Below are 14,469 nucleotides of genomic sequence, written 5' to 3' on the forward strand. Positions count from 1 at the left end.
TTTACTAAAACCTATTACGTTATTCCATATTTTCAATTTCTAGCCACTGGCGCATTCTGTTATCAAGGAGCTTCTTGTTTTCTTCGAGTTTTTTAGAATATTCGTAAAAAATTTCAGGGTTTTTGAGATATAAATCACCGTCCATTAATTTGGTTTCAAAGTCTGCAATATTATTTTCTATTTCTTCGATTTCTTTCGGTAAAACTTCCAGTAACCTTTGGTACTTGTAACTTAATTTTGTACTTTTTTTTGAACTTTCCAAAGCAGGGATGTCGATTTTCTTTTTTTCTTTATTATCGGTTTTTAAATTAGGGTTATTAACTTTTTTATAAAATTTTAAATAATCTTCATATCCTCCATAAAGGTCTACAATTGTATCTCCTGTAAAAACTAGACTTCTCGTAACTAATCTTTCTAGAAAATCCCGATCATGGCTGACAATCATTAAAGTACCGTCATACTCGGCAAGTATTTCAAGTAACATCTCTAGACTATCTGTATCTAGATCGTTAGTTGGTTCATCTAGAATTAAAAAGTTGCCTGGAGAAATCAATGCTTTGGCAAGGAGTAATCTATTTGATTCTCCTCCGGATAAAGTAGACACTTTGTCATTGATAATTCGTGGATCAAACATGAAATTTTTTAAATAGGCGGCCACGTGCATGGTTTGATTTTTTAAAAATACTTGATCGCCGCCGTTAGGGCAAAGGGTCAGTTTAATGGAATGTTCTTTATTTAGCTCTGTTCTATATTGATCAAAATAAGTTATTTCGAGATTAGTTCCATGTTTAACTTTTCCTTCTATGGGAGTCAATTCTTTGGTAAGGATTTTTATTAATGTCGATTTCCCTGAACCGTTTGGCCCAATAACTCCAATTTTTTCTCCTTTCTTTACTTTAAAGCTAAAATTATGAAAAATGTTTTTCGATTCGTAATTAAAAGAAATATTCTCAGTTTCTATAATAAATTGAGCCTTTTTGGCTTCCTGATTAAGTTCAATCTGTAATTTTGCCTTAGCATCTCTTAGCTTTACCTGGTGGGTTCTTAAACTGTCTCGTAACCTATGTAAATTTGCTAATCTTTTTTGATTTCTTTTTCTTCTTGCGGTAACTCCCGTATTGAGCCAGTCTTTTTCCATTTCCAATTTACGGGTCATCTTCCGAAGAGAAGCTTCCTCTTCTGCTATAATTTCCTCTCGCCACTGATCATAATGCTTAAATCCCTTGTTTGATTTTCTAAGCTCCGCTCTATCTATCCACCACACTTTATTAGTTGTATTTTTCTGGAAAGCACGGTCATGGCTGATACAAACAATCGCTCCGGCATATGATTTTACATATTCTTCCAGCCATTCAATTGCAGTAATGTCTAAATGGTTAGTTGGTTCATCTAGCAAAAGAATATCAGGCTGGTCTACAAGAGTTTTTGCTAAAAATGCTCTGCGAATTTGACCGCCAGAACAATTCTTTAATTTTAAATTTCCATTAATTTGTAATTTGTTCAGAATAATATCTGCAAGATATCTGTTTTCTTCTGGCTTTTTTACTCCCTCTAAAACAAATTCGTATATACTGTAATTAGTTTCAGTAATAACATCTTGTTTTAAATAACCAATATCAGTTACTGGATTCTTAAATAATTCGCCGCTATCAAGTTCGTATTCTCCTGCAATTACCTTCATTAGGCTGGATTTTCCTGAGCCATTTCTTCCCACTAAACAAATTTTATCCCCTGGATATACATATAAGTCTAAGGAAGAAAGGACAGTTTTATCGGCAAAACTTAAATTACCGTCTTTAATATAAAAAATAGGTGTCATAGTATAAACATTTGGTATAAAATTAGCAGAGCTACTTAGCTATAATAAGGCAAGTTATATCGAAAACTACTTTTTATAATAATGAATAAATAGACTCAAAAATTTTTGCACAAAGGATTTAAAATATTTTTTTGTTAATAGCTGCTGCGCTATCTACTTGCATTCTTATTTTAATTTTATATTTTGTAAAAATAAATAAAAAATTTATCTGTAATAAATGACTATGCAGTTTGATGTTGTAATAATAGGGGCAGGACCTTCCGGTTTATTTAGTGCTTTTCAAGCTGGTATGCTTGGAATGAAATCAGCAATAATTGACTCCTTAGAAGCTGTTGGTGGGCAATGTTCTGCTCTTTATCCGGAAAAACCAATTTATGATATTCCGGCCTATCCGGAAATTATTTCACAAAATCTTGTAGATAAATTGTATCAGCAAGCAGCACCTTTTTCACCACAATATTTCCTATCACAACAGGTAGTTGAATTAGAAAGTTGCAGTGATTTTTTTAAACTTAAGACTTCCGCCCAAAACGAAATACAAGCAAAAGTTGTAGTCATTGCTGCTGGAGCAGGATCTTTTGGTCCAAACAGGCCACCGTTAGAAAATATAGAAACATATGAAGGAAAATCAGTTTTTTATTTAGTAACAAATAGGGAAAATTTTGCCGGTAAAAATATAGTTATTGCGGGAGGAGGCGATTCAGCTCTTGATTGGGCAATATCGCTATCGGAAATAGCTGATGTTTCGATTGTCCATAGAAGAAACAAGTTTAGAGCTGCCCCTGCAACTGTACAAAAAATTTATGAGCTTGAGGCTCTGGGTAAAATTAGAATGGTTACTAATTATCAACTTGATGGGTTAATAGGAAAAGATGGCATCCTAGAAGAGGTAATTGTTGCTGACTTAGACGGTAATAAAAAACCATTAAAGGCAGATATCTTATTACCGTTTTTTGGCCTAGCTCAGAATTTAGGGCCAATTTTAGATTTTGGCCTCAATATAAATAACCATCATATTAAAGTAAATTATCCTTATTTTGAAACCAATATAAAAGGTATATATGCGGTCGGTGATGTAGCTACGTACGAAGGTAAACTAAAACTAATACTAACTAGTTTTGCAGAAAGTGCTTCTGCTTTGCACCATGCTTATTCTAGAGTTTTTGACGGTAAGGCTTTACATTTTGAATATTCAACTACTAAAGGAATAAAAAGGTAAATGATAAAAGAGGCTATCTTAATAGATGGAAAATACCATGCCGATCTAATATTAGAGAAGCTAAAAAAAAATATTGAATATCAAAAAAAGGAAAATAATCTGGTAGCAAAACTGGCTATCATTCTAGTCGGCTCAGAGCCTGCGAGTGCTATTTACGTTAGAAATAAGATTAGTGCTGCAAGAAAAATAGGTATAGATACTGAATTGAAGAACTTTGAAGAGAATATTAGCGAAAAAACTTTACTCGCTGAAATTTTGCGGATGAATTTGGATAATTCAATTTCAGGTATAATAGTCCAGCTGCCTTTGCCTAAGCAGATTTCCAAGGAAAAAGTAATAAATGCTATTGATCCTGCTAAGGATGTAGATGGGTTTCACCCTTTTAATGTGGGTGTTTTAAATAGCGGTTATAGCGGTGGGTTTATACCATGTACGGCAAGAGGCTGTCTTGAGCTTATTAAACTTACCCAGATTAACCTAGAGGGTAAGAATGTAGCGATTGTTGGTCGTTCAAATATCGTTGGTAGGCCGTTAGCGGCATTATTAAACAGAGAAGATGCTACTGTTACTTTATGCCATTCCAAAACAACAAATCTAGCTAGCATTACTTCTAATGCTGATATAGTTGTTACTGCAATTGGTAAGCCGCAGTTTTTTTCCTCGGAATATTTTTCAGAGAAAGCTATAGTAATTGATGTCGGGATAAATAGAATTAGATTGGAACCTAATTATAAATTAGTGGGTGATGTTGCGTTTGAATCAGTAAAAAATAAAGTAAGCTATATCACACCTGTTCCCGGAGGAGTAGGACCGATGACTATTGCCTATTTACTTACCAACACATTTGAAGCTATGATGAGAAATAAGAACAAAAGCATTAAGTAAAGCAATAATGGATGAAAGATTTATCTCAAACCTCAAGGATATAATTATTGAAGCTGGTAAAATATCTATAAGTTTAAGAGACGAAGGGCTAATAGTTAAACGTAAAAAAGACAGTTCTCCTGTTACTAATGCTGATATAGAAATTAGTAATTTCATTTATTCAGAATTAACAAAATTAGATCAAGCAATACCTATCATATGTGAAGAACAACCATTGAAAGACGTATTAGGTGAAGAAATGATTTGGCTTGTAGATCCAATTGACGGAACTAGAAGTTATATAAAAGGTATGGATAGTTTTACAGTTAATATTGCTCTGATTATTCATCAAATTCCTATAATTGGCCTAATTTATCAACCAACTTCTAGAAAGCTATATTTTACAAATCATAAGGAAGAGTTTTGTTTGGAGAAAAATGGAAATATTGTGGAAATATTAAGAAGAGAAGATAAAAACTTTATTGCCGTAGTTAGTTCTAGAAATTTTAACTATAAAACTGAAAAATATATTCAGGATAACGGTTTTTCTGAAGTAATTAGTATACCAAGTTCTATAAAACTTTGTATGATTGCTGAGGGTTCTGCGGATGTGTACCCTAAATTTGGTACAACAATGGAATGGGATACTGCAGCAGGTCATGCTCTTATAAGGGCGGCGGGAGGTACAGTAATAGATAATAATACCGGTAAAACTTTATTATATAACACAAAAAATCACTTTAAAAATCCCGACTTTATAGCATTCAATCAGAAATATAGATATCTTGATAACTAGAAAGATTTAAGTTTAGTCCTTATCCTGTGCTAGGCATAAATAAGGACTACTATTAGATATTAAAATCAGGTATACTGTACCAACTATCTTAGGGAATGTTTAACGTGCTAATTTAAAAATTATATTTAAAACCAATAGAAATTACTGGGAAGAATTTTAGATATTTTTTAACGCGTTTAAGAGCGGCATTAGCATCACGATTCAAGTCATCAATTGTGCTTTGCTGCTGAGCTGCATAACCAGTGGCAGAAACTTTTATTTTTTCTTTGCCTTGGTACATTATTCCCGCTTCTGCGTTAAAACTCCAAGATTTATTGTTAATAAAAGAGCTATCATATCCAATAGCAAATATAGGAGCAATTTTATTGGTCATAGTTAATTTTGCTTTAACCGTACCTAGGCTAGCTGGTTGATAGGTGGTATTATATATTGTTACTGGCTTATTAGGTGTTGCGGTAGCAGTAACTTTGTTATCATTATAAGCAATACCTGCAGAAATACGGAAACCAGATTCTGGAAATGGATGATAATCAAGCAGTAATGGAACTGTTAATAGATTCAACTTTCCTTTATAGTCTAGCGAACCTTTTTTCATTGAGTGTTTGTAATAGAAGTAATTAGTTGCTATGCGCCCATATAGATTCTCAGTAAATGGTGTTCTTCCTTCAAGACTGAATCCAGTTGTGCCAACATTAGCACCAATAGCCAGTTTGCTTTTTGTCATATTATCAGCATAGCTAGTAGTACTAATGAAAGTAGAAATTGCCAGTATACTAAAGGTGTTCAATAATTTTTTTTCCATAATTTTTACTTTTTCTATATAATTTTGTTATCAATCAAATAGCGTTTGAGTTGAAAGATTGTTGAAGGTTAGCAATATAAAAAATAAGCTAAAAATAATCAACAATTTTACTACTTGCTCCTCAAACTTCTTATCTCTATTGTGATAATTTTGCTTCAAATTGTTTAAAAAAATTAATTATTTACAATCAAGGTGATTAAATTATACCAATAGTTTAATCGATGAATTAGGAGGACATAAGAATAGAATGGCTAAATACTATTATTTAACCTAAAATATAAACTAATTTTAAATAGATATTTCTAGATGGTAGAGCTAAAAAGGCAGCTAAGTATAAACTCAAATAACTATTTATCTGTTTTAGAAATTATAAATTCTAAAAACCATAAAGCTAGGTTAGTTGGTGGTGTAGTCCGAGATGCTATTCTAGGCATAGAATCCCAGGATGTTGATATTATAACTACAATGTTGCCAGAAGAGCTAATAAAAGTTTTTAGAGCGTTAGGGCATAAGGCAATTCCAACAGGTATTAAATTTGGTACTGTTTCTATATTATATGATGGAGAGCTATTTGAAGTAACGACTTTAAGAAAAGATATAAGCTCGGATGGTAGACATGCTAAAGTTGAATATGCTAAAGATTTCTACATTGATGCGCTTCGCAGGGATTTTACAATTAATGCGTTAAGTTATTGTCCGTTTGAAGAGAAGGTATATGATTATTTCAATGGTATTGAACACTTAACATTAGGGTGTGTAAAGTTTATAGGTGACCCAGAGTTACGCATTCAAGAAGATTATTTGAGAATATTACGCTTTTTTAGGTTTTTTGGCAAATTTGGCAAAAAGATGGATCAAAATAGCCTAGAGGCTTGTATAAAATATAGGTCTTTTATAAAAAAATTATCTAGAGAAAGAATAAAATCAGAACTTAATTTGATTCTCAGCTTGCCGAATTACTGTGATATAATTGGTTTAATGAATGATTGCTCTATTTTACAGGAAGTTCTTCCAATATCTCATATTTCAGGCCTTGAAAAATTTGCGCTTGGCAAAGAGATAGCAAAAAGATTAGATGTATTATTGAGTAATGAAACTAAATATGCTTTATTGTTTGCTCTAGGTAATAATGGTATTAGTTATACCCAATTAATTAACTTAAAATTTTCTAGAGCTGAAGCTCGCCATATTGATAAATTACTAGCTATAAAGGATGACAATATAGAGGAAAGTTTTTTAAGAAAAATCTGGATCGAGAATGATAATTTTGCGCAGTTTTTTATTTTTTTAGCGGCGTTATGTGAAGAAAAAGAAAAAATTGAAAATGTTTTTTTACAGTTGCAAAACCAGCCAAAACAGCTTTTTCCACTTAATGGAGGGGATATTGCAGCTCTTGGAATTAGCCCTACCGAAAGAGGGAGAGAGCTTAGATATTTAAAAGAAAAATGGATTAAAAGTAATTTCGAGTTAACAAAGCACAATTTAATTAAAATGTTGAAGCAAAAAAGATGAAAAATAAAATACAATTGGTAATAGCTCTAATAATAATTTTTTCTGGTAGGACTTTTGTATATGCTAACCCAAATATTGTAGTGACTATAACTCCGATAGCAAGTCTTGTTTCCATGTTGACAAAAGATAAAGCTGATATTGTAGTGTTGGATAAAGCAGGGGGCTGCCCACATCATCATCATGCTAAACCAAGTGATAAATTAGCAATAGATAATTCTGACATGATTATTTACATTGATGAGGATTTTGATAGCTTAATCTCTCCGTTACTTTCTAATTACCGTGGCAAAAAAGTGAGGATTAGTGAGTTTGATTCTATTGATTTTAAGAGTATCGAAGGGGGAGTTAATTGGCATTTTTGGCTCGATTTAAAAAATGCTAAAGAGCTTCAAAAACAACTCGCAGCAATTATTATCCAGGCTTTTCCTGAAATAAAACCCAACGTTCAGGAAAATTTAAAAGAAGCATTAATTAAAATTGATGAACTTGATAAATTAAAAAAGTATAAACTAGCAAACCTTGCCTCTGTAGCGTTACTAAGTGATAGTTTGGAACATTTTTTTAAATCCATAAAAAATTCGCAATTGCATATTTTTCAAACGTCCAACACTAGCTTAAAAAATATGAAAAAATTGGATGATGCGCTAAGCTCTGATAATATAAAATGTATAATATTAGAAATTGATCAGAATGCTGAATTATATAAAAAATATAACAAAATAGTTGTTCAATTTGATAGTGAAAACTGGACTTTAAACGAAAATTTGGGGGGTGTTGACGGAATATTTATTGATAAATATTCTAAAATGATTAATCAATTAAATGTATGTAAATAGATTATTATTACTAGGTAGGAATAAAGTTATTAATGATGATCAGGGAAATTTTAATTATTGTGGTGTATGATTAATAGACTGAGGTTTTTCATACATAAAGTTTTTAACAAAAAAGACATTGATAATGCTTTAAAGTTGCTTGCTTCTTATCAAGAAGGTGTAGTTTCTTTTAATGCTGATAAAACAGCCGAGTTGTGTAAGATAGCAGAGCTTATAAAAAAATATCCGGAATTGTTTATAGATAGGGGGGTGGGATATCTTATAGGGTTTGCTGATTATTATCTTGAAAATTATCAAACTATTAATGGTGCTGACTTACTATCAAGAATTGTGGCTGAATGTTTAATATTAAGAACAGATATAAATGGTATCAGTCCAAGTAAGTTATTGCAAACTTTGGCTGAAAATATAGCTATTAGTAAGGCAAGAAGCTTGTCCGTATCGAAGCCGGAAACCGCTTTTGTTATAACTAAAAGTATTAGCCTTGCAGTCAATAATGTTCCTAGTGGCATTGTAAAATTAAAAGATGGAATACAAAAATTTCTTTCGGTATCAAAAAATGCTGAAGAGGTTACAAATGTTTTTCTAGACAAATATTCTCCTTTATTTGCTGTTTTGGGAAAGGACGAATCATTAGAGGCAATTAAGCAGGATATGGCAATAATAATTGGGCATGGCAGTCAAAGGGTAGCGGGGCATAAAAATCAGGCTGGAAGGTATCTTGAGTTACAAACCTTTGAACGAGAAGTTAAAAATAAGATAATTAATTATATCCAGAGTGGTGCTTTAGATGTTCCGGAAGCACAAGAGTATTTAGTGAATAACTCTATAAAAGCAGCAGAGTATTTACGCTCAGATTATTTAACAGGTATGGATAGAGGTTTAAAATCCGCTGATATTGAAAAGAGATTAACAAAAATAGATGAAGTGATAAATCTTATAAAGAAGGGCAAGAATACTGCGGTTATTGGGTCTAAGATTATAGGGAAAATAAAGGAAATAGTTGGATCACATCCTTCTTTGTTGCGTAAAGGATCTTCAATTGATGATACATAAGCTTATAGCTTGTAATTATTCTTTAAGTGTATTTTTTAGATAAATATTTTTGGCTTTCTAGTAAATTTAATCGGCTTTTAAGAGAATAAGTCCTACATAGTTCTTGAGTTTAAACGTTAAATATAATACTCTATCGAGCATATAAGCATATAGAGTATTATTGGTTATGTTCCAAACATTAACTCAAAACCTTACTAAAATTTTTGATAAGATTAAAGGCGCTGGAGCGCTAACTGAGGCTCATATTGATTCAGCCATGCGGGATATCAGAATTGCCTTACTAGAGGCAGATGTTGCTTTGCCGGTGGTAAGAGCGTTTATTTCAGAGGTATCAGAAAAAGCTAAGGGGGTAGAGGTAGTTAAATCTGTTTCTCCTGCTCAGATGGTTATTAAGATCATTAACGATGAAATGATTCGGTTGCTCCAGCCAGATGAGAATGAATCAAAAATAAATTTACAAAGTGTTCCGCCGGTAAACTTACTTATTGTAGGTTTGCAAGGTAGCGGTAAAACAACTGCGAGTGCAAAGCTTGCTTTAAAGCTTAAGAATCAAGGAAAAAAAGTTTTACTTGTATCCTTGGATACTTACAGACCGGCAGCACAAGATCAGCTAGAAATACTAGCAAAATCAATAGAGGTAGATTCTCTACCGATTATAAAAGAGCAGTTGCCTATTGCTATTACTGAGCGAGCCATAACCGCTGCAAAATTATCGGGATATGATGTAGTAATATACGATACAGCTGGTAGGCTTCATATAGATGATGATATGATAAATGAAGCAATAAAGGTTAAAAGCTTGGTAAAGCCAACTGAAACTTTTTTGGTCATGGATGCAATGATTGGTCAAGATGCAGTTAATGTTGCTTCTAACTTTAATCATAAGCTGGATATTACTGGTGTTATTCTATCTAGGATTGATGGTGATTCAAAGGGTGGAGCAGCTTTAAGTGTACGCTATATTACTGGAAAACCGATCAAATTCTTAAGTACTGGAGAAAAACCAGATGAGTTTGAAGAATTTGATGCTAAAAGAATAGCATCACGTATATTAGATATGGGTGATGTTGTATCGTTTGTTGAAAGGGCAGCGAGCGTTATTGATCGTAGCGAAGCAGAAAAAACTGCTGCTAAATTAAAGAAAGGGCAGTTTGATTTAGATGACTATATATCTCAGATTAAAATGATTAAGAAAATGGGAGGCCTTGGGAGTATGATGAATTTTCTTCCTGGAATATCTAAATTATCTGATAAAATAGGAGATCTAAGTTCGGGAGAAAAAGCACTAGTAAGTCAGATGGCAATAGTTAATTCAATGACAAAAAAAGAACGGAAAAATCCAGATATTCTTAATGCCTCAAGAAAAAAAAGGGTAGCAACCGGTTCTGGAACTACAGTGCAGCAAGTCAATATACTCCTTAAACAATTTAAACAGATTAGTACTACAATGAAAAAGGTATCAAGGATGAATCCTAAAACCCTACTTCGTAGTGGAATTGGAAAACTTTTTTCTTGACTGTCTTTAGAAACAAACCTAGAATAACGCTGTTAAAATATGAAGTTTATGTTGGATATTAGGTAATAAAAATGAGTAAAGGAAAAGCAAAAATAGCTTCCAAAAATAACCCAGAAGGCAGGGGGCAAGCAAAAGAATATTTTCATAATGGTAAAAAAATTAAGCCGGTAAAATTAGTGTTAGGCAGAAGATCTTACTTTGCTGCTGAGTATGAGGAATCAGGAGATTTGGTAGTTGGTGTTGATGGTAATGCCTTACCGTGGGCAAGCGCAAAACATAGCTGCTAATTTTATTAGCGTAATTATGGAACTCTCTACTGGATTATTAAAAGTGCTGTCTTGTCCTGTTACAGGTAATAGTCTTGTCTATGATAGAGAGGCTAACCTACTTGTAAATAAAAAAGATGGCCTTTCTTATCCCATTGTTGATGGAATACCTATCCTCCTTGCCTCAGAAGCAAGAAAAGTTTAATTAATGTCCTGTGGATGTCCTTCAAGCATTAGCTAGATAATTGTGTCTTACTAGAATCGTTAAAACTATGAGGAGTGTGATGATAGTATAACTTATTTTATAAATATGGATCTCTTTCTTTCTGGGAACTGGACTTTCTTGTATGGCGTGTTTGCTCGGACGTTGTTTTGCTGGGATGGGAAGTATTGTGGCTCAGATTCTCTCGGATAGAGCTGACCGACATGGCTAAATTCTCCTTTTTTGAGCGCTTATCAATTGTTGCCGTAATATTTGAGTGTTTATCTATCCTAATCTTATCTGGGTAATTAAATTCAGAGAATGGGTCATGAGCTCTTCCTACATCCTTGATAAGGCTTGTAAGTTTTTTTAGCCCTCTTGCAAAAATATTGTTATAAACACCTATTGCTTTTTCTGTTTGAGAAACTTGTTCCTTATATTCTTGAAATTTAGTTTTTTTTTGCGCAGGCGACATAGTCCAGTAATCTTTATCCGTAGTCAATTTTTGGAGGGCCATTGCCTGTATTCGCTGAGTTCTGGTTGCTTGCCTTAACTCCCTTATATTATTGTAACCCGGGGTATCACTTTTATCTCGTTCTTGGTCTATTTGAGTTTTTAACTGTTTCTGTACAGTACGGATAGACATGTTGTGCCTACTTTCTGTTGCAAGAGATAAAATGAAAGAGCCTACGGCTTTTACAATATTAACCCCCTTTGTAGCAATAGCCTCTAGAACAGTTGAAACAATATTTAGTCCTTGTTTAAAAAAAGCTTTGCCTATGTCTTTGGCCACTTCCACCTTTGCTGAACTCTGAGTGGTGTATCTTTTTTCAACAGATTTTTTGCCGGTAGTTATAGGTTCGTACAATTCACCTTTCAATATTTCATTTAGGCTTGGATCTAATTTAAATATCTGATCTTGTATACTTTTTGCTGTTCTATTTTTTACTAATAATTGATTTTCTTTTTGCAGTTGCCTGGTAGCTCTTGTCCTGACAGTATCCATTACCACTCCTATGGCTACAGTCGTTAATCCAATTACACCTATAGCAGTGGCAATAGCAGGACTTGCGGGACTTGCAAGCCCTGCTATAGTTAAAGATGCTAGAACTATAGAGGTTACTCTAGATACTGCAACTCCTGTGCCAATTGTAAAAACTTTGCCTGGTTTAGTATTTTCAAATTTTTCCCATTTTTTGTTAGCTTTATCTGATAGTTTAAAGATTGTGGTAACAAATTTTGAATCCAAGATTCTTTGAAACCAGGATTTAGGGGCATCAATACTTTCTTCATTTGATTCTTTTAATTCTGGAGGAGAAGGGGGGATAAAAACTGATGCGGATCGAGGCCTTCCTTTAAGGGGTGTTTTTTTTGTATTATCTTCTGCCATCTTGATAATAATTTGGGATTACTCAACTAATTAAACCATTGTAAGAAATAAAAATAAATAATACAAGCCTTACTAGTTAAGTGCATTCAAAATTGAATATAAAAAATTTTATCTATAAGGTGTTAAATTTATTTGCATCAAAAATCTGTTACCCTATTATGCTCTTGGTAATTGTAACTTTTAAATTAAAAAGTAGTAAAATGAGAAAAGTTGTTATTTCAGGAATGGTGGGGAATGCACTTGAATGGTACGATTATGCATTATATGCACAATTTGCCTATATAATTGGCTTAAAATTTTTTCCAAAAACTGAATTTGTTGAAATCCTTACTTTTGCGTTGTTTGCAGCCGGATTTTTAGTGCGTCCTCTTGGAGGGGTGTTATTTGGTCAGATTGGGGATAGATTCGGTAGGAGAAGTGCATTGGTTATCGGCATTTTAATGATGGCAGTTCCCACTGCCGGTATCGGGTTGCTTCCGTCTTATGAGGTAATAGGCATTGCTGCGCCGATTATATTAGCAATTATTAGGTTGGTACAAGGGTTCTCTTTAGGAGGTGAATTTAGTGGTTGTATAGCCTATATAGTTGAACATTCCCCTGATAATAAGAGAGGACTAGCCGGTAGCGCGTCATTTGTTAGTATGTGTGTTGGTATGTTAATGGGTGTAGGGGTTGCTAATGGTTTTAGATATTTCTTAAATGAGAAAGACTTACTTGATTGGGGATGGAGAATACCTTTTATACTGGGACTAGTAATTGGATTAGTGGGATTATATATAAGATCCCATCTTGCTGAAAGCCCTATATATAAAGCAGCTAAAGAAGCCGGATATTTATCAAGGACACCTCTACGTGAAACTTTTACAAAACATTGGCGTCATTTACTATTAGCGATTGCTATCTATATAAACGTCACGGCCCCATTTTATACCACCACAGTTCTTATGGAACATATTGTGCAAAAAGTCGGTTATACTAAAGAACAGGGTTCTATAGTTTGTACTATTATTCTTATTACTATGACTCTAGTATTTCCAGTTTCTGCGTATATTTCTGATAAAATCGGTAGGAAGCCAGTGATTGTTACTGGTAGTATATTACTAATTCTTGGTATATATCCTATATTTGTAGCCCTTTCCTCAATGAATTATAACTATGCGATATTATCACAAATAATATTTGCAACTATAGTTGGGATTTATATGGGGCCAGTGCCGACTATATTGGTTGAATTATTTCCTACTCGGGTAAGGTTTACTGCTGTTGCTATTTCTTATAATTTAAGTGCTGCCATTTTCGGTGGTACAATTCCTATGATTGGTGCTGCTTTTTATAAAGCTACCGGCACTAACTTTGCCCTTGCTTATTATTTAACTGGATTAGCAATTTTCTGTTTATGCATCCTGTTCTTTTATAAAGAAACTTATAAGAATAATTTATCTGAGGACGTTATTCATGAGTAAATTTACTACAGAATTTGAGGTGCCTGGTGGACATAGCGCTGTCTTAATGCATTCTTGCTGTGCTCCTTGTTCTGGCCCATTAATAGAAAAAATGGCTAACTCGGGTATTGATCTCACCATCTTTTTTTATAACCCTAATATTCATCCAAAAAAGGAATATGAGATCCGAAAAAATGAAAATATACGTTTTGCAGAGAAGTTAGGTATCAATTTCATTGATGCGGATTATGATGTGCAAAACTGGTTTGCACGAGCCAAAGGTATGGAATATGAACCAGAACGTGGAATCAGATGTAGTATGTGTTTTGACATGCGTTTTATCAGAACTGCCCTTTATGCTTATGAAAATAATTTTAAAGTAATCACTTCTTCGCTTGGAATTTCAAGGTGGAAAGATATGGAGCAGATAAATAAATCTGGAATTAAAGCAGTATCTTATTATCCAGGCATCACTTATTGGACTTATAATTGGCGCAAAGATGGTGGTAGTGCAAGGATGTATGAAATTGCCAAAGAGGAAGAGTTTTATAAACAAGAATATTGCGGATGTATATACTCGTTGCGTGATACAAATAACTGGCGCAAAAAAAATAACAGAGCTGAAATTTCAATCGGTGAAGAGTTTTACGGAGCTGACGAGGATCACGCTAAAAACTAACTGACAGACAATTAAATTGTTATACCTAAAAATTCCTTATGGGGTTTATATTAGCTCTAGTTAATATCTT

At 33.3% G+C, this 14,469-nt stretch carries 14 protein-coding genes; 11 read left to right on the top strand and 3 right to left on the bottom strand.

Features of this window, described 5'->3' with window-relative positions; genetic code table 11:
* Positions 1–19: 19 nt before the first annotated feature.
* Positions 20–1,819, bottom strand: coding sequence for a ribosomal protection-like ABC-F family protein (gene abc-f, locus N3Z16_RS08325; RefSeq protein ID WP_282486139.1), 1,800 nt, complete (start codon positions 1,817–1,819; stop codon positions 20–22).
* Positions 1,820–2,042: 223 nt separating this feature from the next.
* Between abc-f and N3Z16_RS08330 the strand changes: the two genes are divergently transcribed.
* The 3 genes from N3Z16_RS08330 to N3Z16_RS08340 are packed head-to-tail and all read left to right on the top strand — an operon-like array spanning position 2,043 to position 4,698.
* Positions 2,043–3,038: an NAD(P)/FAD-dependent oxidoreductase gene (locus N3Z16_RS08330; RefSeq protein ID WP_282486985.1), complete on the top strand. Its 996-nt coding sequence runs from the start codon at positions 2,043–2,045 to the stop codon at positions 3,036–3,038.
* The gene (locus N3Z16_RS08335) at positions 3,039–3,923 is read left to right on the top strand and encodes a bifunctional 5,10-methylenetetrahydrofolate dehydrogenase/5,10-methenyltetrahydrofolate cyclohydrolase (protein ID WP_282486140.1); all 885 of its coding nucleotides are present in this window, start codon (positions 3,039–3,041) and stop codon (positions 3,921–3,923) included.
* Between the two features lie 7 nt (positions 3,924–3,930).
* A complete protein-coding gene (locus N3Z16_RS08340; protein ID WP_282486141.1) occupies positions 3,931–4,698 on the top strand; it encodes a 3'(2'),5'-bisphosphate nucleotidase CysQ family protein in 768 nt (255 codons plus the stop codon).
* A 112-nt stretch (positions 4,699–4,810) separates the two neighbouring features.
* Here N3Z16_RS08340 and N3Z16_RS08345 read toward each other — a convergent pair whose 3' ends face one another.
* Positions 4,811–5,500: a hypothetical protein gene (locus N3Z16_RS08345; RefSeq protein WP_282486142.1), complete on the bottom strand. Its 690-nt coding sequence runs from the start codon at positions 5,498–5,500 to the stop codon at positions 4,811–4,813.
* A 306-nt stretch (positions 5,501–5,806) separates the two neighbouring features.
* Here N3Z16_RS08345 and N3Z16_RS08350 point away from each other — a divergent pair, with 306 nt between their 5' ends.
* The 6 genes from N3Z16_RS08350 (at position 5,807) to N3Z16_RS08375 (ending at position 10,891) form a co-directional block, all read left to right on the top strand.
* Positions 5,807–7,012, top strand: coding sequence for a CCA tRNA nucleotidyltransferase (locus N3Z16_RS08350; protein ID WP_282486143.1), 1,206 nt, complete (start codon positions 5,807–5,809; stop codon positions 7,010–7,012).
* On the top strand, positions 7,009–7,848 hold the full coding sequence (locus N3Z16_RS08355; RefSeq protein WP_282486145.1) for a metal ABC transporter substrate-binding protein: 840 nt from the start codon (positions 7,009–7,011) through the stop codon (positions 7,846–7,848). Before N3Z16_RS08350 ends, N3Z16_RS08355 begins: the two co-directional genes overlap by 4 nt.
* Before the next feature lie 249 nt (positions 7,849–8,097).
* A complete protein-coding gene (locus tag N3Z16_RS08360) occupies positions 8,098–8,904 on the top strand; it encodes a hypothetical protein (protein WP_282486147.1) in 807 nt (268 codons plus the stop codon).
* Positions 8,905–9,070: 166 nt separating this feature from the next.
* Positions 9,071–10,420, top strand: a complete 1,350-nt coding sequence (gene ffh, locus N3Z16_RS08365; protein ID WP_282486148.1) for a signal recognition particle protein — start codon at positions 9,071–9,073, stop codon at positions 10,418–10,420.
* A 71-nt stretch (positions 10,421–10,491) separates the two neighbouring features.
* Entirely contained in the window at positions 10,492–10,707 is a 216-nt protein-coding gene (locus N3Z16_RS08370; RefSeq protein WP_282486149.1) for a hypothetical protein, read from the top strand.
* A gap of 16 nt (positions 10,708–10,723) precedes the next feature.
* On the top strand, positions 10,724–10,891 hold the full coding sequence (locus N3Z16_RS08375) for a Trm112 family protein (protein WP_282486150.1): 168 nt from the start codon (positions 10,724–10,726) through the stop codon (positions 10,889–10,891).
* A gap of 97 nt (positions 10,892–10,988) precedes the next feature.
* Here N3Z16_RS08375 and N3Z16_RS08380 read toward each other — a convergent pair whose 3' ends face one another.
* Positions 10,989–12,278 (bottom strand): hypothetical protein, encoded by a 1,290-nt coding sequence (locus tag N3Z16_RS08380; protein WP_282486151.1) that lies wholly within the window; start codon positions 12,276–12,278, stop codon positions 10,989–10,991.
* Positions 12,279–12,478: 200 nt separating this feature from the next.
* Between N3Z16_RS08380 and N3Z16_RS08385 the strand changes: the two genes are divergently transcribed.
* Together N3Z16_RS08385 and N3Z16_RS08390 are read left to right on the top strand one after the other, a co-directional pair.
* Positions 12,479–13,741 carry an MFS transporter gene (locus N3Z16_RS08385; RefSeq protein ID WP_223939412.1) on the top strand — a complete coding sequence of 421 codons (1,263 nt, stop codon included), beginning with the start codon at positions 12,479–12,481 and terminating at the stop codon, positions 13,739–13,741.
* Positions 13,734–14,399: an epoxyqueuosine reductase QueH gene (locus tag N3Z16_RS08390; RefSeq protein WP_223939411.1), complete on the top strand. Its 666-nt coding sequence runs from the start codon at positions 13,734–13,736 to the stop codon at positions 14,397–14,399. The genes N3Z16_RS08385 and N3Z16_RS08390 overlap by 8 nt, the downstream gene beginning before the upstream one ends.
* Positions 14,400–14,469: the final 70 nt, after the last annotated feature.

The sequence above is a fragment of the Candidatus Megaera polyxenophila genome (genome assembly GCF_029982035.1).
Taxonomy (GTDB): Bacteria; Pseudomonadota; Alphaproteobacteria; order Rickettsiales; family Rickettsiaceae; genus Megaera; species Megaera polyxenophila.